The sequence below is a fragment of the Clostridium thermosuccinogenes genome (assembly GCF_002896855.1).
In the GTDB taxonomy this organism is placed as follows: domain Bacteria; phylum Bacillota; class Clostridia; order Acetivibrionales; family DSM-5807; genus Pseudoclostridium; species Pseudoclostridium thermosuccinogenes.
Genome location: NZ_CP021850.1, coordinates 1,963,366 through 1,982,792, shown reverse-complemented (window position 1 = coordinate 1,982,792; position 19,427 = coordinate 1,963,366). Strand labels below are relative to the sequence as shown.

At 39.4% G+C, this 19,427-nt stretch carries 19 protein-coding genes; 8 read left to right on the top strand and 11 right to left on the bottom strand.

Annotation, left to right across the window (positions count from 1 at the left end; genetic code table 11):
* Position 1: 1 nt before the first annotated feature.
* The 4 genes from CDO33_RS08735 to CDO33_RS08720 are packed head-to-tail and all read left to right on the top strand — an operon-like array spanning position 2 to position 3,271.
* Positions 2–943, top strand: coding sequence for an ABC transporter permease (locus CDO33_RS08735; protein WP_103083232.1), 942 nt, complete (start codon positions 2–4; stop codon positions 941–943).
* Positions 930–1,946 carry an ABC transporter ATP-binding protein gene (locus CDO33_RS08730; RefSeq protein ID WP_103083231.1) on the top strand — a complete coding sequence of 339 codons (1,017 nt, stop codon included), beginning with the start codon at positions 930–932 and terminating at the stop codon, positions 1,944–1,946. The genes CDO33_RS08735 and CDO33_RS08730 overlap by 14 nt, the downstream gene beginning before the upstream one ends.
* A complete protein-coding gene (locus CDO33_RS08725) occupies positions 1,943–3,010 on the top strand; it encodes an ABC transporter ATP-binding protein (protein WP_103089755.1) in 1,068 nt (355 codons plus the stop codon). Before CDO33_RS08730 ends, CDO33_RS08725 begins: the two co-directional genes overlap by 4 nt.
* Before the next feature lie 15 nt (positions 3,011–3,025).
* Positions 3,026–3,271: a hypothetical protein gene (locus tag CDO33_RS08720; protein ID WP_103089756.1), complete on the top strand. Its 246-nt coding sequence runs from the start codon at positions 3,026–3,028 to the stop codon at positions 3,269–3,271.
* Positions 3,272–3,629: 358 nt separating this feature from the next.
* Here the strand turns inward: CDO33_RS08720 and CDO33_RS08715 are convergent, their stop codons facing one another.
* The 5 genes from CDO33_RS08715 to CDO33_RS08695 form a co-directional block, all read right to left on the bottom strand.
* Complete coding sequence (locus CDO33_RS08715; RefSeq protein ID WP_103083099.1) at positions 3,630–4,538, bottom strand: carbohydrate kinase family protein; 909 nt, start codon at positions 4,536–4,538, stop codon at positions 3,630–3,632.
* Between the two features lie 129 nt (positions 4,539–4,667).
* Positions 4,668–5,999 (bottom strand): ABC transporter substrate-binding protein, encoded by a 1,332-nt coding sequence (locus tag CDO33_RS08710; protein ID WP_103083100.1) that lies wholly within the window; start codon positions 5,997–5,999, stop codon positions 4,668–4,670.
* Positions 6,000–6,054: 55 nt separating this feature from the next.
* Complete coding sequence (locus tag CDO33_RS08705) at positions 6,055–6,837, bottom strand: carbohydrate ABC transporter permease (RefSeq protein ID WP_242974854.1); 783 nt, start codon at positions 6,835–6,837, stop codon at positions 6,055–6,057.
* Between the two features lie 133 nt (positions 6,838–6,970).
* Positions 6,971–7,852: a carbohydrate ABC transporter permease gene (locus tag CDO33_RS08700; RefSeq protein WP_103083102.1), complete on the bottom strand. Its 882-nt coding sequence runs from the start codon at positions 7,850–7,852 to the stop codon at positions 6,971–6,973.
* 29 nt (positions 7,853–7,881) lie between these two features.
* Positions 7,882–9,255 (bottom strand): family 4 glycosyl hydrolase, encoded by a 1,374-nt coding sequence (locus CDO33_RS08695; RefSeq protein WP_103083103.1) that lies wholly within the window; start codon positions 9,253–9,255, stop codon positions 7,882–7,884.
* Between the two features lie 396 nt (positions 9,256–9,651).
* Here CDO33_RS08695 and CDO33_RS08690 point away from each other — a divergent pair, with 396 nt between their 5' ends.
* Together CDO33_RS08690 and CDO33_RS08685 are read left to right on the top strand one after the other, a co-directional pair.
* Entirely contained in the window at positions 9,652–11,337 is a 1,686-nt protein-coding gene (locus CDO33_RS08690) for a sensor histidine kinase (RefSeq protein ID WP_161496606.1), read from the top strand.
* A 3-nt stretch (positions 11,338–11,340) separates the two neighbouring features.
* Entirely contained in the window at positions 11,341–12,948 is a 1,608-nt protein-coding gene (locus CDO33_RS08685) for a response regulator transcription factor (protein WP_103083105.1), read from the top strand.
* 175 nt (positions 12,949–13,123) lie between these two features.
* Here CDO33_RS08685 and CDO33_RS08680 read toward each other — a convergent pair whose 3' ends face one another.
* Positions 13,124–13,483, bottom strand: a complete 360-nt coding sequence (locus tag CDO33_RS08680; protein ID WP_103083106.1) for a hypothetical protein — start codon at positions 13,481–13,483, stop codon at positions 13,124–13,126.
* Positions 13,484–13,561: 78 nt separating this feature from the next.
* On the opposite strand from CDO33_RS08680, the gene istA reads away from it, so the two are divergent.
* Together istA and istB are read left to right on the top strand one after the other, a co-directional pair.
* The gene (gene istA / locus CDO33_RS08675) at positions 13,562–15,079 is read left to right on the top strand and encodes an IS21 family transposase (RefSeq protein WP_103090591.1); all 1,518 of its coding nucleotides are present in this window, start codon (positions 13,562–13,564) and stop codon (positions 15,077–15,079) included.
* On the top strand, positions 15,073–15,798 hold the full coding sequence (gene istB, locus CDO33_RS08670; protein ID WP_103083312.1) for an IS21-like element helper ATPase IstB: 726 nt from the start codon (positions 15,073–15,075) through the stop codon (positions 15,796–15,798). Before istA ends, istB begins: the two co-directional genes overlap by 7 nt.
* Before the next feature lie 369 nt (positions 15,799–16,167).
* Here the strand turns inward: istB and CDO33_RS08665 are convergent, their stop codons facing one another.
* Genes CDO33_RS08665 through CDO33_RS08645 form a run of 5 tightly spaced genes read right to left on the bottom strand, consistent with a single transcriptional unit; the run spans position 16,168 to position 19,210 of the window.
* A complete protein-coding gene (locus CDO33_RS08665; protein WP_161496694.1) occupies positions 16,168–16,866 on the bottom strand; it encodes a class I SAM-dependent methyltransferase in 699 nt (232 codons plus the stop codon).
* Positions 16,867–16,917: 51 nt separating this feature from the next.
* Positions 16,918–17,376: a nitrilase-related carbon-nitrogen hydrolase gene (locus CDO33_RS08660; protein ID WP_103081161.1), complete on the bottom strand. Its 459-nt coding sequence runs from the start codon at positions 17,374–17,376 to the stop codon at positions 16,918–16,920.
* Positions 17,377–17,417: 41 nt separating this feature from the next.
* Positions 17,418–18,053 carry a zinc dependent phospholipase C family protein gene (locus CDO33_RS08655; protein WP_103081162.1) on the bottom strand — a complete coding sequence of 212 codons (636 nt, stop codon included), beginning with the start codon at positions 18,051–18,053 and terminating at the stop codon, positions 17,418–17,420.
* A gap of 35 nt (positions 18,054–18,088) precedes the next feature.
* Positions 18,089–18,577: a GNAT family N-acetyltransferase gene (locus tag CDO33_RS08650; protein WP_103081163.1), complete on the bottom strand. Its 489-nt coding sequence runs from the start codon at positions 18,575–18,577 to the stop codon at positions 18,089–18,091.
* 21 nt (positions 18,578–18,598) lie between these two features.
* Positions 18,599–19,210, bottom strand: a complete 612-nt coding sequence (locus tag CDO33_RS08645; RefSeq protein ID WP_103081164.1) for a DUF3137 domain-containing protein — start codon at positions 19,208–19,210, stop codon at positions 18,599–18,601.
* Positions 19,211–19,427: the final 217 nt, after the last annotated feature.

Below are 19,427 nucleotides of genomic sequence, written 5' to 3'. Positions count from 1 at the left end.
GATGGAGGTAATAAAATCTTTTTTTAAAACAATGTATGACAACAAACAAGCTTTTGTTGGAATGATTATCCTGTTATTTTTTGTGGTTATGGCGACCTTCGGTCCGATGGTCGTTCCTCTGGACTTGAGCACGGATTTTCTGAACAGATATCAATGGCCGTCTTTTGCGCATCCTTTAGGTACCGATTATGTAGGAAATGATTTGTTCCAGCAAATTGTTCACGGCTCGCGCTCTGTTTTATACATTGGACTTTTGGCATCGCTTTTCACCGTTATTTTAGGCTTTGCTTTAGGCGCTTTGGCCGGCTTTGCAGGTGGGATTATAGACAAGGTAATTTCCCTGATGATACAAATACTGCTTTCTGTGCCCATATTCCCTATTCAGCTGATTATTGCCGTAATTTTCCCCATCCGTAATGTTATAATGCTTGCGGTAGTGCTGGCATGCTTAAGCTGGGGGTTACTAGCCAGAAATGTCCGGGCAACTATTCTTTCATTAAAGCAGAGGGAGTTTGTTCTTATATGCCGCATCATGGGACTTCCTAAAAGACATATTATATTCAAGGAAATACTCCCTAACATTACTCCCTATCTGGCGTCAGTATTTGTGCTCAACACTAATGCGGCCATAGCTACCAGTGTTGGACTTATGATGTTGGGCATGGCCCCTTATGAGCCTACCCATTGGTCGATCATGCTTTCCAATGCGTCTGTACAGGCAAATAGCGGTACGAATACAGCAGGAATTTTTAATATGTTGGTTCCTACTGCTGCTTTCGTTTTGCTTCAAATGTCATTAGTATTCTTTGCCAACGGACTGGATGAAGCGTTGAATCCACGCCTTCGCGCATCATCTTCGTATAAGCCAGACAAAAAGAAAAAGCAGAATACCCCTGCCAGGAAAAATACAGAACAAGGAGGAACTCACCATGCAAGCATCTGAAAAGAAACAAGTGCAAACCCAGGATGTTGAACCTATTCTGAAAATAAGGGATTTATGCGTGGATTATTTTCTTCCGAATGGCATACTGCGGGCGGTTAATCATGTGAACTTAGACGTGCCCACAGGCAAAATAACCGGCTTGGTGGGAGAAAGCGGCTCGGGGAAAACAACTCTTACAAGCGCAATTCTCCGCACTGTATCCAATCCGGGTAAAATAACCAAGGGGAGTATTTTGTTTGGTGAAAAGGATATAGTATCCCTATCCGATAAAGAGCTCAGGGAATATAGATGGCGTGATGTTGCCATGGTTTTCCAGGCTGCCCAGAACTGTTTGAATCCCACCATGACGCTGCAGGAGCAGTTTATAGAAACCTATCTAGCTCATAAAAAGGATATGTCGGAGAAGGAGATTATAGAGCATGTAAAAAAACTCTTACGAGCTGTAAGACTGGATGCAGACCGCGTGCTGAAATCCTATCCTCATGAAATGTCCGGCGGCATGAAGCAGAGGATTATGATTGCCTTTGCCCAGCTGCTTGAACCAGAAATACTCTTTTTGGACGAACCTACAACCGCGTTGGATGTAATAACCCAGGATTATATATTTAGAATTTTGAAGACCGTCCATCAAATAAAAGGGACAACAATGGTGCTTTCTACCCATGATATAGCTGTTGTAGCCACCCTGTGCGATTATATGGTGGTAATGTATGGTGGAAATATTGTAGAATTCGGCAATATATATGATATGTTTGAGCAACCATGTCATCCCTATACCCAATTATTGATCCAGGCTGCTCCCTCTCTGATAGGTGATGTGAAGGAACGCGCAGCCATCCCGGGCACGGCTCCTGATTTAATGCAAGAGAGAAAGGGATGTATTTTTGCGGACCGATGTCCGTACGCTGACGACATATGCAGACAAGTTGAACCGGAAACCAGAGTAGTTTCCGAGGAACATACCGTAGCCTGTCATAAAGAGATAAGGGGGAAGGCAATATGACTGATAAGACAAATGTGAATGATAAAACAGATGCAAAAGTGCCGTTAGTAGAACTTAATAACTTGGAAATGAATTTTTACAAGAGCAAAGGTATGTTTAGAAAGCCGCAGGAATTAAATGCTCTGCATAATATAAATCTAAAGATCCATAATGGAGAAATCGTTGTAGTCGTTGGTGAGAGCGGCTCCGGCAAGACTACCCTGGCGAATGTGATTGCCGGTTTGCTGACTCCAGTTTCAGGAACCTACAAATTTAAAGGGAAAGAAATACACTCCATGACCAAGGAAGAGGCGAATGTCTACCGCAGCAGCATTCAGGTAGTTCAGCAGGATTCCTATGCGGCATTAAACCCCATGAGAACGATGATAAAGTCTCTGGGGGACCCGATGCTGCTCAAAAAATATGCCACTAAAGACAATCTCCTGGAAAAAGTCAATGAAGTTTTGGAAGCAGTGGATTTAACACCAACAGAGCATTTTATTAATAAATATCCTCACCAGATGTCCGGCGGGCAAAGGCAGCGCGCATTGATTGCACGAGCCCTGTCCATGAATCCCGAACTGATTTTGGCTGACGAGCCGGTTTCTATGATTGATGTATCCCTTAGAGTGTCAATACTGAATCTGCTCGCCCGGTTAAATGAGGAGCGTAACATAGCAATATTGTATATAACGCATGACCTCGCCACCGCCCGTTATGTTGGTAAAAATGGCCGCATTGCCGTCATGTATTTAGGCGAGATTGTAGAAACCGGTGATTTGCAGGAAGTATTGTCCAATCCGCAGCACCCCTATTTGCGTGCTTTGCTTACTGCGGTTCCGATACCAAATCCACGTCTATCCAGGAAAAGAAAAGAACTGCAGCTCAATGCTTCTTCAGAACTGCCCGATATTTCCAATATGCCTTCCGGATGCAGATTCCACACCCGATGCATGTACTGCAAAGATATTTGTAAGGTAAAACATCCGGAGCCGGTAAAGCATGGTTCATCAATAGTAACCTGCCACCTTGTAGACGAACTGCCAAAATTCGAGCTTTTCACAGAGGATGTCGCAGGGGCTTAGGAGGAACAATCGGAAATGCCGAATAAGAACAAACAGGAGTATAACGGTCTTACGGATTGGGATGAGACGCTGCTTTTTATGACTCGCCCTTATATGGTATTTGTCCTGTTATGCTGGCTCTTATCATTATATTGCATTGTAAGCTTGAGAAATGATACTCAATCAGTGGCCTTTGCATTGAGTACAATTACTTTTGTAATAGACAGCATATTTTTAGTTATACTTTATCTTAAAGGAAAACACGTGAGACGCAAGAATTAGCATATAATATAACAGAAATAACTAAATATATGGATTTAGTGCAAATATATTTCTAATGACTGTAATTCTTCCCCTCCATAAATATATCAGTACAGATAGGGTAACACCATCGCCTATCCTAAGCATACAAATAAAGATGGTATTACCCTATTGAAAGGGAGCCGCACACTAGTTACTAGTGCGACGGCTCCCAGCAATTTTGGCTGTGTGAAACTTTTCTGTATATTGACTTTCTATGTCAGTGGGGCTTTTAGGCCAGTTAATGGCTTACAAGCCCTTGTTTACAATATAGTAACCTCCAGTATTCTATCTAATTGAAAAGGTTTTTATTCAGAACATCATGAGCTATATTTGCAAATTAACATGCCTCTATTTTTTTTGCATATTCGCTGACAAGATCCAAGTTATATTTTTCATCAGTTCCACCGTAAAAGGTCACAGCAACACTTCCGGATGCTGATGCAAACTGTGCTGTTTTCTTTATATCCCATCCTTTGAGATATCCATATATGAAACCTGCAGCATACAAGTCCCCTGCCCCGGTAGTATCCTTAACTTCACCCACCTCAACTGCGGGGACCCTTATTATTTCATTCTCATATCCCACCATACTTCCTTTGCTGCCCAGTTTTAACACAACCAGTTTTGCATGTTTCATTAATTCATCCATAGCTTCGCCCACATTGCTCTTACCTGTAATATTGCAGCTTTCAATTTCATTTGTAAAAAAAATATCACACTTTTCCATATAGGGTTTTAAGTCTTCAAGCTTTATATTATCATCCCATGAAGTATCTATTGATATGCTCTTGTTATATTTCTTTGCAATGTCCACTATGGGAATTCTTGGGACATCGAGCATATAAGCATGAACATGCCGGCATTGTGGCATAAGCTGTTCTATCCGTTTCATTATTGCTTCGTCGTCAGATGCGGCAAAGTATGTGGCAAAACCTCTTTCCTTTCCGACGGAAAGCACTGCAGATACAGAGGTACGATATTTGGTATCCTGTATAAAGCCTGAAAGATTAAGTCCTGTTTTCTTAAGCTGATCTATCAGTAAATTTCCTAACATATCGTCTCCTACCGTGGTTACAAGGGTTGAACTTAGTCCAAGCTTTGCAAGCGCAGTTGCAGTGTTGACTGCTCCGCCGGGCTTTATCATAAAATCCTTGCATTGTACTTCCTTACCTAGTTCAGGAAATTTCGCAAGATTGGCAAAAATCAGATCAACAGATATTAAACCAATATTTAGTACATCCAGCATTATAAAATCCTCCTGAAGATAATTAATGTGAATAGCTTCTTTTAATTAAACATTTTTAAAGAAGCTATTCACATTTGAAAGTTATATCTTGCCATTCAAGCAATTACATTTCGTTAAATAACCTGATGTCTACTGGTTCTTCTTTGCTTCTTCGCTAAGAGCGTTACAAAATTCTTCCGGTGTCATTTTGCCTGTAGCCAGCATCGGATAATAAGCTGATACCGCATCCAACGTGTTCGGGTACCAAAGTGCCTGGTGATAGTTGTATTTGTATTTTGCTTTTGCAGACATTTCAAGCAGCTGTGAGGAGAGAGGAAGCTTCTCACGTACATCTTCCGGTATTGCCAATGTAGGAGTTACAGGGGTTCTTCCGCTGGTTTCAAAAGCTACAAGCTGAGATTCCTCATTGGTAAGCCATTTCACCCATTCTACTGCTGCATCAGCGTGCTCCTTATCTTTTGAAGCGACGAACATTCCAATTACAGGTGATACAAACATACCGTCATTAGGATACATGGCCACTCCGACTTTTGATGCAAAGCCTTCTGGCGCTTTGGTCGTGTCGTGGAAATCAGCTTCCATCCATGGACCGTTGGCGATCATTGCAACTTCACCGTTAAAGAAATGGTTTGCTGCATTCTCGTATTTCCCTCCAACTGCATCTTTTGTTGTATAATTCATGAACATTTTCTGTATCTTTCCCACAGCTTCTATAACTTCCAGAGTATTATAATCAACAGGATACATGGTATTCATCCATTTGTTTCCCTCTTCGTTTGCTGTGCCTATCATTGAATTAAGCCACAGAGTCGTTACCCATCCGGAGTCGGCTGTATCCATTGCAAAAGGTACTATACCGGCTTGCTTTAAAGCTTCTGCCTGCATGAATAGCTCATCCCAGGTCTTTGCAGGGCTTGTTATCCCTGCCTTTTCAAATAATTCCTTATTGTAGAAGTAGCCTATCTGCGATGATGTTTCAGGAATTGCATAAACTTTGCCGTCGCGGGTGTTAAAACTCAAATCTTCTTCAGGAAACAGAGCTTTCCATTCAGGATCGGCTTCCAGATATGGTGTCAGATCAACTACTGCATTACGTACCAAGGCATCATCCAGCAGATTATATCCTCCGGTGTATACTACATCCGGCAGCTGATCCGTGGATAACAGAACCTTGATTTTATCAGTATATGCCTGGTCTCCCGGAACTTCCTCCACCTGTAGATCGATGGTGTCACCATATTTTTCCTTGAAAGTTTCAATTCTGTTCTTCATCCATTCTGCGCCTGAATTTGAGCCGATATAGAATGTAGGAAATTTGACAACTACAGGCTCTTTATTTTCTGCCTTTGTTTCACTGCTTTGTTTTTGTTCATTGCCTACTTTTGTTGCAGAGCATGCAGTCATTGATACTATCATTGCTATTAGCAGCAAAACCGATAAAACTTTTGTGATTTTTTTCATATTTACTCCCCCTCATTTATTTTAGCCTTTCGGCTTAGATACACAGTCAGAACAGTTAACCTTTCACAGAACCGGCAGTCAGAGAACTCACCACCTGTTCCTGGAGCAAGGTATATGCTACAATGCTCGGCAGTATCATCATGGTTATGGCTGCAAACAAAGAAGTATAGTTGAAACTGAAAAGGGACAGAAAATAGTTCAGCGACAATGGCAATGTTCTTACCGATTCCTTTGTGGTAAGGGTCAGTGCAAACAAAAACTCATTCCAGGATGTCAGGAACTGAAGCACAGCCGCAGTCGCAAGGCCTGGTTTTGCTATCGGCATGATTATTTTGAAAAAGGTTGTCAGAAATCCTGCCCCATCGATGTATGCAGCCTCTTCCAAACTTGTAGGTATGCCGAGAAAGTAGCTCCGCATGATAAATAACGTCATCGGAAGCTGTAAGGCTGAATACACCAGTATTAAGCCCGTTCTGGTATCATTAAGGCCAATCCTGTTAACTAAAATATATATGGAATGGATCATGGATGTTGCCGGAATCAGCAATGACATTGAAAACATCGTCACTATCACGTTTTTTAGCTTAAAATCGTAACGGGCAATTATATACGACGACATACTCACGAACAACACATTAACTACAATGCTGCCCAGAGAAATGTACAGGCTGTTTAAGAAAAACATGCCGAATTTCTGCATGGTTATCCTGTAGCCAAAGGCTTCAAAAGTCAAATCTCCGATTATTTTAAATGCGTTCTTATACCCTTCGAAACTAATTCCGGATGGTAAGGCTAAAGCATTGCTAAGTATTTCATTATTTGTTTTGAAAGATGACATAGCAACCCAGATAAGAGGAAATAACGAAATTATCACTATAACCAGGAGGAATAGATATTTCAGGAACCATGTCACATATGCTTTAAATAAATTACGCCTTGAACTATATGAAACCATCACTTCTGCCACCTCTCTAAATATCCGAATGTCCAACCCTAAAGAGCCTGTTGATACTTATTACGAAAATTACTCCTATGATTATTATCGTTACTCCTACAGCATTTGCATAACTGTAGTTGTTCACTTTCATCGCAGTGTTATAAAGGTAAAGAGGAAGGTTTAGCGTGGTTGTTCCAGGTCCTCCTTTAGTTGTAAGATATATATGCTCAAATTCCTTCAACATTGATGTTCCCGCTACCACCACCGAACTTCCTATTGCATTCCGAAGAAGAGGAAGTACAATATATATGTCTGTCTGAAAACTGGATGCACCGTCTACTTTTGCCGCTTCAAGTATTGACTGATCAATTGATGAAATTTCAGCAAGTATTAATAGCATTATTACCGGAGCATATATCACCCAGCTGAGAGTTACTGTAAAAAAGGCGCTACGCGAGTCAAAATACCAGTTAAGGTTAAAATCTTCAAATCCTAGCAATCGTATAAAATTATTAACTACACCGTATTCAGCATTGAAGATGTTCAGAAATATCATGGCAAACGCTGCGCTGGATATAATATTGGGGATCATGTAGGATGTCCTGACAAATTTCCATCCTTTGGGATGCTTGGCAAGAGTTAATGCTACCAATGTTCCGATGCTGACATGTACGGTAGATTGTATGGCTATCCATATGAGCGTATTGCGGAAAGCAGTCCTGTATGAACTGTCCGATAACAACTGCATATAATTGCTGAATCCTGCAAATGACATTTTCGGCGTACTTAATTTCCAGTTAAAAAACGATGTGGAAAACACCATGCCTAATGGAATCCCATAAAACATAAAAAACAATACCAATGACGGAGCCAGAAACATTACAATCCAAAAGCTGCGTTTTTTCCCTTTTAACATTATCAATAGGCCTCCTTTAGGCATATAGGCTAATTCCATTCGCCTGCATATTTCTTATGGGCGTTCAAATAATCATTTACCAACCCTTTTGCAATTGAATATGAATTTACAAGGGGATGTACTGTAAGCGCATCGATCGCCATTTGCTTATCCTTTGTAAGTATTGATTTTACTGTCAGCCTTTCATACAGCTTTACATTTCTTATCAAGTTGGTAGGAATCACCGGCAATTCTGAAATCTTTTTGGGACGAACACCGTCCGGACCGATATAGCATGATACTTCTACTATATCACCGTCTTCCAGCCAGTCCACAGTGCCGTTATTAGGAACGCAAAGAATCATTTCGCTGGATTTACCGCTTGCCTTGGCTTCAATAAGTGCCAATGCCACACCGGCATATCCTCCTGCGTCTTTTTCAAAAATATCAAAAACAGGAACATGACCATCTTGATTTCTTTTTATGCTGGTTTCATTAGCCATGTAGCTGGCTTCACGGGCAAAATGGTATTTTGAAAAAATCTTCATGGCAGCATCAAAATCCTTGTTGATATCAATTTTGCTTAATTCCGATATCATTTCAGAATTTATCCTCTGGATTGTTTCACCTCTCGTAGAACCTGCTGCAACGATATTTCCCACCGGCTTTTCACGATAGTAGTAATAATACAGATATTCGTTCAAAAGGCACCCCGTTCTCTTTACCAGTTCAGGTTCAAAATACCTCATGTCAGTGTCCGTGTAAAGAAAATCAGAATGTATCAGTTCATCGGTAATATCATTGCCTTTCAGCTTAATACTCTTATAATAGGACAAATGGTTCAGTCCAAAACACTCCATTTCAAAATCTTTTACATCCTGCCCATAACACTTTGCCAACTGGCGCAAAAAACCTGATGGAGCGTCACATATACCGTAAACAAATTCAAAGCCAAGATCTCTCATCGCTTGAGTTACAAGGCCTGCAGGATTGGTAAAGTTAAAAACCATAACATCCTTTTTGGCATACCGGCTTATATATCCACAATACTCTTTCAGTACCGGAATTGAGCGCAGTGCCATGGCAAAACCGCTCGCACCGGTGGTTTCCTGCCCCAGCACACCGTAACGCAGGGCTGTTCTCTCATCAATAACCCTTGCTTCATCCCCTCCTACCCTGATGGTAGTTATTATATAGTCCGCATCTTTCACGGCTTCAACAGGGTCTGTGGTCAGTTCAAACTTCAGGTCGGGATCTATGAGCGATGCTGCCTTTTTAGACATGGCTCCGAATATGTTCAGCTTTGTTTCATTATTATCCATAAAAACAACATGATCTATTCCCAGGTCCCTTGACCTCTGAACGATGCTTCTTGCCAAAAGTATGGAGCGCACGCCGCCTCCGCCAAGTACAGTAAGTTTCACTTTCATACCTCCAAATCTATAGGCCGACAATAGCCTGTTGTAACGAATTCTAACCGTTTGATCTCCAGGTTGCAGAAATGAGTGGCTCTTTGAGATTGCTGCATTATTGAACCTGTTTTTGCAAAATTGATTTTCTGTTTACATTAAAATTATAGAACCTAAAACATTTCTTTTACATAGACAAAAGTTACATTTATATAAGAATTTTTACTTCTTTGTTTTTTGCCTCTGCTTATTATATAATAATCATGAAATGCACTGAAGCAATTTTTGATTTCTCCTCAACAACTTGTAAATTCAGAAAGGAAAAACGTAGAAATGGGTCGCCTTTCATTTTTTACAGAATTTATATACCGATTGAGATATTCATTAAGATACAGACTGGTTGCCAGTGTAATGGGATTGACATTAATTCCGCTGCTCATAGGAGGTAATCTGTTTTATTACTACCTGTTTGATGCACTGAAATATTCAAATGACAAGTACCTGAACACCACTCTTCAAAGTCAGGCAAACGAACTAGATTCCAAACTTAGGATGGTGGAAAGCACCTCCATGCTTATCATTTCAGATCCCGAAATCCGCCGGGTGCTTCTCCTGATGGAAAATGATCCTGCTGAATCGGGAACAGCTTCAGTAACAATCAATGATAGTCTGAAATCGTTGATGCTTTTTAACTATGCGTGGGACAGCCGCCTGATAAAATCCCTTTATTTAATCACACCTGACAGCAAATATTATTTTATAACCAGAAATACCAGTTATTCGCTAACTGCCCAGTATCTTGTAGAAAGCATGAAGGAAAAGACTGATCAGGAACAGTATTTGATATTACCGTCTTCAAACAACAAAAGTATTTTCCTGTGCAGAAAGATAAATGACCTGCATTTTATGAAAAATTATGCAACTCTTTTTATTGAAATTGATCAGGACTCACTTATGCATAAAAACAAGGAGGAAGACAGCAACCTTTCAATTATGCTGATAAGCGAGGATAATATTATAGTCTCTCACACAGATCCTTCAATGATAGGTTCAACAGCCCCTGATGAGCTGAGCAGTCTTGTGCCGGGGAGAATTGCTGAAATCACTGTAAATGGCATCCGGTATCTTGCAGTATCAAAGAAAAGCTCCGATTACAACCTTTTATATGTGGTATCTGTGCCTATAAAAGAAGCATATTCAAGGATGATCAGTGCTCAGAGAACCTTTTCCGTAATTTTTATTGTGGTATTGACTTTATCCCTGGTTATAGGAATAATATCTGCTTTCACACTGACTTCCCCGCTGAAAAAAATCACCAAAACGCTTTCAGATTTCAGAGCCCATAATTTTAAGGCAGAAATGCCTGCTTTTTCAACTATTGAACTAAATGAGCTTTCATTGGTGTATAATAAAATGGCCAATGAAATTGATCATCTGATAAATCAGGTTTATGAAAAACAGCTTCTTTTGACAGAAGCCGAGCTGCAGTCATTGCTTTCTCAGGTGAATCCACATTTTCTGTTTAATATACTGGAAAATATAAACTGGGAAGCACGCATTTCAAAAAATGAAAAGATATACGAAATGACGCTGGCCCTTGGATCACTGCTTCGTGCCACCATCTATTACGGCAAAAAGGAAAAGCTTTCCCTCGCGGATGAACTGCAGTTGGTATCCCAATATATGAATCTTCAGCAAATGAGGTTTGGCGACAAAATTAATTTTGAACTGGATATAGATAAAAATCTGCTGGAATATTATGTGCCTAGATTCTGCATACAGTCAATAGTTGAAAACTCCGTTATACACGGGCTTGAGAAAAAGCGCGGAAAGGGCTTAATAAAGGTAAAAGCCGTCTCAAGTAATGACAGCATATACATCACTGTTACGGACGATGGAGTTGGTTTCGATACATCCATGCTCAATCTGGAACTGCCCCGCACAGAGGTTGAAAGCAAACGTCCCCACATAGGCCTTTATAACACTCATAAGCGGATACGTTTGTTATATGGTAATAATTATGGTTTGTCCGTACATAGCACAATCGGTACAGGTACCACTGTTACCATTCATATTCCATTGGACAGAAAGGGATGACTTATGTTTAAAATGATGATTGTTGATGATGAGATGATGGTACGCATAGGGCTCAGCTCAATCATAGAATGGGAAAAGCTGAACTGCTGCATTCTGTCTGAAGCGGTAGATGGTATTGAAGCTCTGGAAAAGATCAGGCAGGATCCACCGGATATTGTAATCACCGATATTCGTATGCCTGGCATGGACGGGCTTGAGCTTGCCCGGCATATTTCAGAAGAGTTTCCCAATATTAAGGTTATAATTCTAACCGGTTATGCTGACTTTGAATATGCCCAGTCAGCAATAAAGTATGGGGTTATAGACTTTGTTCTGAAGCCGACTGAAATAGAAAGTATAGAAAGCGCAGTATCCAAGGCAGTAAAATCACTGGAATCGGAAATAAACAAAAACAGGCTCGTAGAGGATCTAAACTCAACTATAAACAGCCAGCTTCCGAATATGAGAGAAAAGTTGATTTGTGACTGCATAAATCTCATCATCACAGATGCCTCTGAAATTTCAAAATCCATGGAACAGCTCTCGATGGAAAGCAAACCTTTTTATATGGTATTGGGAGAGCTGGAGGATGATGTCCTTGAAATCCGGAATACCCAGGCCAGCAGTTGTCAGCCGAAGAACAGCATATTGAAAAACATTATGGACATGTCTTTTAAAGACTTCACCCACTGGTGTGCTGTACTGGATGAATCCCACTGCTGTACTGTAGTTTTGAGCCAAAGTCAGAGCCTGGCAGAAGACATCCAAAAAATACTGGCTGCATGTCATGATATTACAGATATCTTTGAAAGCTCATATGATTTACATGTTACTCTCGGCATTTCAGACAGAGTTCAGACCCCGGGAGCTTTTCGCATGGCATACGAACAATCCGTTTCCGCCCTTTCATACACTTTGCAGGATGGTAACAGAATAAACCTCTATGTTCGGAATTTTTCGGAAGGATATCCGGAAATCAATTCAATAAATACCATCATCAGCAGAATTATTAACTCAGTAAAGCTTGGTAAGATCGAAACGTGCAAGGAAAACATAACTGAGCTGTTTAACAGAATGATTGAAACAAAGACCTCCATTGAACACATGAGGGAAATTGCTGTTTTTATAGCTTCCAGCCTTATGCAGTTTCTTCCGGACAAATTTTTTGATATAGAAAGCAGCAGCGATAATAATCCTTTAGTTCTTTCCAAAATTCTCAAAACTTTTAATTCCGGCAACTTGAAATCACTGCTGTGCAGCCTTGCATTCCAGATTTGCTCCGAGCTTAAAAAATCATTTGTACAAAACAATGCCATCATCAGCAAAGTAAATGATTATATAGCACAAAACTATCAAAAGAACATTCGACTTGCAGCAATAGCAAATCATATTCATGTCAACAGCAGTTATTTAAGCAGGCTATACCGCCAGGAAACCGGAATTACCATCACTGACGCAATCTCCAGATATCGAATCGAGAAAGCAAAAGAGTTTCTCCAAAATCCGGAAATCAAAGCCTACGAGGTAGCTTATCTGGTTGGATTTGAAGACGCCGCATATTTTTCCCTGATGTTCAAACGCCATACGGGATGCTCACCAACCGAGTACAGACAGTTAAGTAACAGGGAGTAAACAGATAAATCTATCAACTAAAAAACTCAGCTAATAATGCATGCATTATTAGCTGAATATATTTTTATCATTTATATCTATGTATTCCATGTATCTGGCAGGGTCTTTCCCTCATTGCTTTGTCAGTGAATTGTCAAAAAACGTCAATAATATGATGCATAAGACATTGAGCTTTTTAATTTTCACCCTTGGACTCCTTTTCTTTTAATCTTTCCAGGCACTTTCTCAGTACAACATCAACCAGTCTTTTCTCTACACAACAAGGACCTGCAGGTAAAGATATTGCATCACATAGCTGTATTAACGCATCATACTCATTATATTCAACTTCAGTTATAAATCTTTGAATAAATTCTGTATCTTCATTATCGCAATCATTTTCTCCGTTATAACTCCTTATATCTTTATAAGGGAATGAATGAGTAAGACAAATTCGTGCCGAATCGGTGTTTATTGCATAATATAATTGGACAAAGTTGCAAAAAGAATTCCCCAATTTTGCAATAGTAAATTCCACATAATTGCAAAAGGCCATTGAAGGCACCACCCCAGAATAATATCCTTGTAGTTAGTTGGGGAAAACGGCTACAAGGAGGAATGGAGGATGCTATCAATGACCCAAATTAAGGATATCAGAAAAATGTATTTTGAGGAAGGGAAAAATATTAGCCAAATAGCCAGAGAAACTGGTTACGACCGTAAGACAGTAAAGAAATACCTTGATAAAGATGACTGGAATAAAGACCAGTCAAAAGTAAGGGAAAAAACTACATTTCCAAAGCTTGACCCATACAAGCCGGACATTGATGCTTGGCTTTCTGAGGATAAAAGAACCAGGCGTAAACAAAGACACACAGCAAAACGAATATATGAGCGGCTGTTAGAGAAGTACAAGGATGACTTTGGCTGCTCCTACAGAACTGTTGCAGGATATGTGGCAGTAAAGAAAAAAGAGATCTTTGGTAAAAACAAAGGTTTTCTACCGTTAGAACATATACCAGGAGAAGCACAGGTAGATTTTGGTGATGCCGATTTTTATGAAAAAGGTAAGTTATACAGCGGTAAATACTTAAACTTATCGTTTCCATACAGTAATAAAGGATATATCCAAGTTTTCAAGGGAGAAAACCAGGAATGTCTGTTTGAAGGCTTAAAAACGATATTTGAACACATAGGCGGAGTGCCACCAAGGATATGGTTTGATAATGCAAGCACTATGGTTACCAAGGTAATGAAAAACGGAGAGCGGACTCTGACTGATGACTTCTTGCGGTTTATGGAACATTACCGTTTTGAAGCAGCCTTTTGTAATGTGGGAGCCGGACATGAAAAGGGTAATGCAGAAAACAAGGTTGGATATCATAGACGAAATATGCTGGTTCCGGTACCACGGTTTGAAAGTATCAGCAAATTTAATAAAGAGCTTCTGCTTCAATGTGAAGAGGATGCGAAAAGAGAGCATTACCGTAAGGAAAGGACAATTGAAGAGTTATACAAGGATGACGCTGCATCCCTTTTGGAACTACCCAGAGTAGCCTTTGATACAAGCAAATACATAAATGTAAAGACAAATGGATATGGTAAATTTCTGATTAACAATGGCTTACACGAATATTCTGTAGCACCTAAATATGCAAATACATATGTATTGGTTAGGCTAACTGCCTTTGAGGTAATAGTGCTTGATGAAAACTATCGTGAGATAGTGCGCCACGATAGGCTTTACGGTGACCATAAACAACAAAGCATGCAGTGGTTGCCTTACCTTAACCAATTGGCGAGATGCCCAGGCGCATTGAAATACACAGGCATATATCAAATGCTGCCACAGCCTGTAAAAGAGTATTTAGAAGATTTGAGCAAGCAAGATAAGGGAAAGGTGTTAAAGGCCATTGCCAATCTGACACAGAAAAGCAGCTTTGAAAAAGCAGTAGAAACAGTAAGCACTGCACTATCCTACGGCGCCGCTGATATAGACAGTTTAATAAATCTACACAGCCGGCTACATGAAAAAGTATTGCAGCTTGAACCGGTGCGCCTGCCTGATCATATACCGCAGTTAAAAAGGTATGAGCCAAATTTTATGGTCTACGACGAGAGTCTTAAGAAAGCAGGTGTAGATGGATGTTAGTATCTGATATTGCTGTTTGCTGTAAGAGACTTCGCTTAAGCAAAAACATCGTGGAAATGTCGGGCAAAATACAAGCAGAAAGCCATCAGGAGTATTTGCTTAAACTACTTCAAGCAGAGATTACGCATCGTGAAAAAGTAAGGAAAGATAAGCTGATAAAGAAAGCTGGTTTTTATACCATAAAGACATTTGAGAGCTTTAGGTTCGATGAAGTAACACTTCCTGGTGGTATCACGCCAGAATACCTTAAAGAATGCGAGTTCATCACAAACAAGACCAATATTGTTATGTATGGCAATGTGGGTACTGGCAAGACCCATCTTTCCATTGCATTAGGAGTAGAGGCATGTAAGAAAGGTTTAGAAGTTAGGTTTTTTAGGACATCGGCACTTGTAAACAAACTGGCAGAGCAAAAGAAAGCCGGAACATTATCTGCTTTTTTAAAAGCACTTAATAAAGCCGACTTATTGATCTGTGATGAGTGGGGTTATGTCCCTCTTGACCGGATAGGAGCGCAACTCCTGTTTGAAGTAATATCTGAGTGCTATGAACGAAAGTCGGTAATCATTAACACCAACATAGAGTTTTCAAGGTGGGTAAATGTGTTTTATGACGAGCAGATGACAGGAGCTATCATTGACCGGATACTTCATCATTGCCACTTGTTGCTCTTTCCTGGCCAAAGTAATAGGCTGAGGGAATCAACATTAAACACATGAGAATTTAGCAGATAAAACTACTGGGGTTAACATAAAAATTCCACATCGGTGCCTGAGGAAAAAATTTTGCAAAAGTGAGGAATTTTCTCTTGCAAAAAACAGAATCGGAAAATCCTTTATCATTCATAAAACTATAGCCTCTTATGATATACTGCATGTCACATATACCAAATCGCCTATCTATATCATGTAACAAACCTAAAACATATGCGGCATTTGCATCTAAACCAGTACATTTTTCAGCAATGACTCTTGCTCAATTACCGGCTACTTTATTATGGGCAACCCAATCACCAGGATTTAAACTGTAAGCTTCATTAATAATCATTTCAGCTTCATCTACAGAGGGAATTCTCATTTTAAACCTTCCTATTCCTCGGCAATACAACTCTTTTGAACTTTATGGCATTCAAAAATGGTTGTGTTCTCCCATTGTTTATGTATATTAATCTTTTCAAAACCTGCTTGCTCTAATAAACATATCTCTGTTTCAATTGCCAAGGGCGTATCGAAATGATAGAATCCATATTCTGTTCCTTGTTTTTCTCTCATTCTTTTATATTCTTCTATGTAGAACTTTTCCTTATCAATACTCTTAACTGTATGATCGCCATTAATAAATCTTCCGCCAGGCTTTAATGATTCATATATTCTTTTGTATAAGGCTAATTTTTCATCGCTACTAAAATGATGCAAAGAATAAGTGGAGAGAACCAGATCATAGAGTTCAAAACCAAAGTTGATCTCAAAATATGAGCCGCAGATTACTACTATATTTGATATCTTATCTTCAAACTTTTGTTTTAATTTCTCAAGCATCTTCTCGGATAGGTCTATTGCAGTCACTTTGGCATCTTTATGTATTTTGAATACTCTTTCAAGCTCTAGTCCGGTACCACAGCCCAAATCTAATACTTTAGCAAATCCGTTATCCATCGCTATGCATCGCTCAACCTCATCATAAAACTCTGTTAATGACATCTCATCAAGCATATGTCTATCATAACTTTCTGCCCTTTTATCAAAAAAGCAACTCATCTCTTCAAGATTGTTTTTACTCATTTTCATATTCCTCGCTTCAATGTTAGTCATAATATAATGACGTAGTGAAACATATTATTATATTTCATACTCCAAAATACCAAGGGTACCCATTGGAAGCTCTTTTAGTACACGGCCATTGCGAAATACACAGCATCCCCCATTGGCCTTACCTTCACCCTCTGCATAGCTATTTATCATCAGTACTGGAGCTTGAATCTCTTTTACTTGAAGTGCATATTCATCTCTTGCGCTATTTTCCCATTCTTGTGCAGAATAATCAATATATAGCGGCCACAAAACACAATCACCCTTCAACTGCTTAATCAAATCAATATTTTTGTCATACCACAAGTCTCCGCATATAGCAGTTGTAAATCTTTTGCCTTTGTAATCAAAAAGTGAAAAACCATTCCCTTCTCTATAATATCTACCATCTGCTATTGTTTCTTTCCATCCGGGTGAGATTCTGCGATAATTATTAATTATTTCACCATCATCAGAAATAACTATAAGGAAGGAGTAATCATTCAACATATAATTTCACCTTTTGAAAAGACTGGTGTTATCTATCTACCTTATAATCCATTGGAACTTAAAATATTTTTTATATCTTTTCTGGCAGCCTGAATAAACTCTAAAATTTCCTCAATAGTTATGTATTTTACAGGGTTTCTATGATGGCTGGCACCGCTGTCATACCAATGGAGCGTCCGTTTATTCCAAGCATTTATTTCATCTGAGGTTAAAATACCATCTACGTCAAAAGGCTTGGCCTCCTCCAATAACTCCCACACTTCCTGACGCCATTCAAGCTTTTTATATAATTCGAAATCAAGTTGGTCTGTATCATTATAATATGCTTCTCTAATATCCTGTATTGGATTAGAATCTTTCTCATATTTTAACTTAAATCCATTGTAAAGCGTTTTATTCCAGAAAATATCGGTTAGAATATGGATTCCATACCCTAGCAAAAAACTATAATTCGATTTGGTTTTATTTTGCTTAAGAAAATCAAGCACATTGTGCTTCCATTGTTCTCCATCCGAATATAAATGAGTTATTCTCTTATCTTCTTTTCCAGTACCTTTACGCATATGTATAGCATCTGGAGATATGCTTCCAAGATAAAATTCAGGGCAACTTCTCAATGCAGGTATATCATGAGCATATTCTCTTGCGGCACAAAGATGAACCATAGGTAGTGGCACTAAAATTCCCCCCTCAAAAAATGTTTAAGCAAAGTTCACGATTTTTTTGCGAGATTAGGGTTTAGGATTTCATAGCAATCGCACATGACTATTTTATCTGGCTTTAATGCAAGCGGAGCATTTTTTGTTTCAATATAATACTTCATACCACATTTTCTCATTACTTTGCCAGAATTGGGGTTTTCTATATTGTGTTTTGCAAATATTCTGTTGAAGCCAACCTCATCAAAAGAATACTTTAATACTGCTGCCAGTGCTTCTGCCATAATTCCTTTACCCCAGTATGCTTTTGACATGCAATATCCTGCTTCAGCTTCACCAATATCATCTTTGGGGTTTAACAAGCTTATAGAACCAACTAAATTGCCATCATAAACTATAGCCCAATTATAACAATTGGGATTTTCGTAATCTTTTACCCAAGACTGAAGCAAGTTTTTTGTTACCTCAATACTCCCATGCGGTTCCCAACTCAAAAATTTTGTTACTTCAGGATCATTAGCCCAGTGGTGAAAAAACGCCATGCTTCTATAAGACTCAACCTCTTATAATTCCACGCCCGGGTTCTCTTGGCAAGCTGACCCCATGAGGCACAACTGGTTTAGTACCTCCACAAAAAGATAATACAGGCTTTTCAGCCTTTCCACATCCCTGATTAATCCAGGCACTTGAAAATACAACTCATCTACTCCTTCAGGAAATTCCGCGCCAAACCATCCCTCATCATCCTTAACCTCAAAATATATTCTTGGCTGCTGTGAAATAAGCTCACGAATTTTCGGGTTTGAAAACAACCTCTTTAATTTCTCCGTATCATTGCCCTTGATGATAAAGTTCTCATCAAAGTCAGGGTATCCAACTTCAACATCCTGCATTCCCAAAAGCTTCCCTAATTCACTGAACACACCGCTGCGATAAATTTTGAACCTGAAATGATCCTTATTGATAAAAGGTGCCCTCATCCTTGTATATGTGGTAGATGTTTTTCCGTTAGAAACAGTGTAGGTGTCCAGGGTTATTGTCCATTCATTAGCCTTTGCTACTACCTTTTTCCCACGCCAAAATCCTCCATCCACTATATCAGCTTCAATTTCTTTGCACAGTTGGCTCCAGATTTCTTGTTGACTGGGACCGAAAAGCCCTCCAAATATACTCATAAAAACCCTCCGTTAATATAATTTTTAAACAACAGAATAAATTGCGTAGCAATTTCCACACGCCGTTTCAACGAAGCTGGAGATTTTAACTCACCGTCCATTGTGAAATCAGGCAGCTGCCACATGTAAGAGGTAGAGAAAATCTTTAGCCTCGTTATATTCATCCATTAATCGTATATGAACTACTGACAGCGCTTTTCCATGGTCTTATCACAGC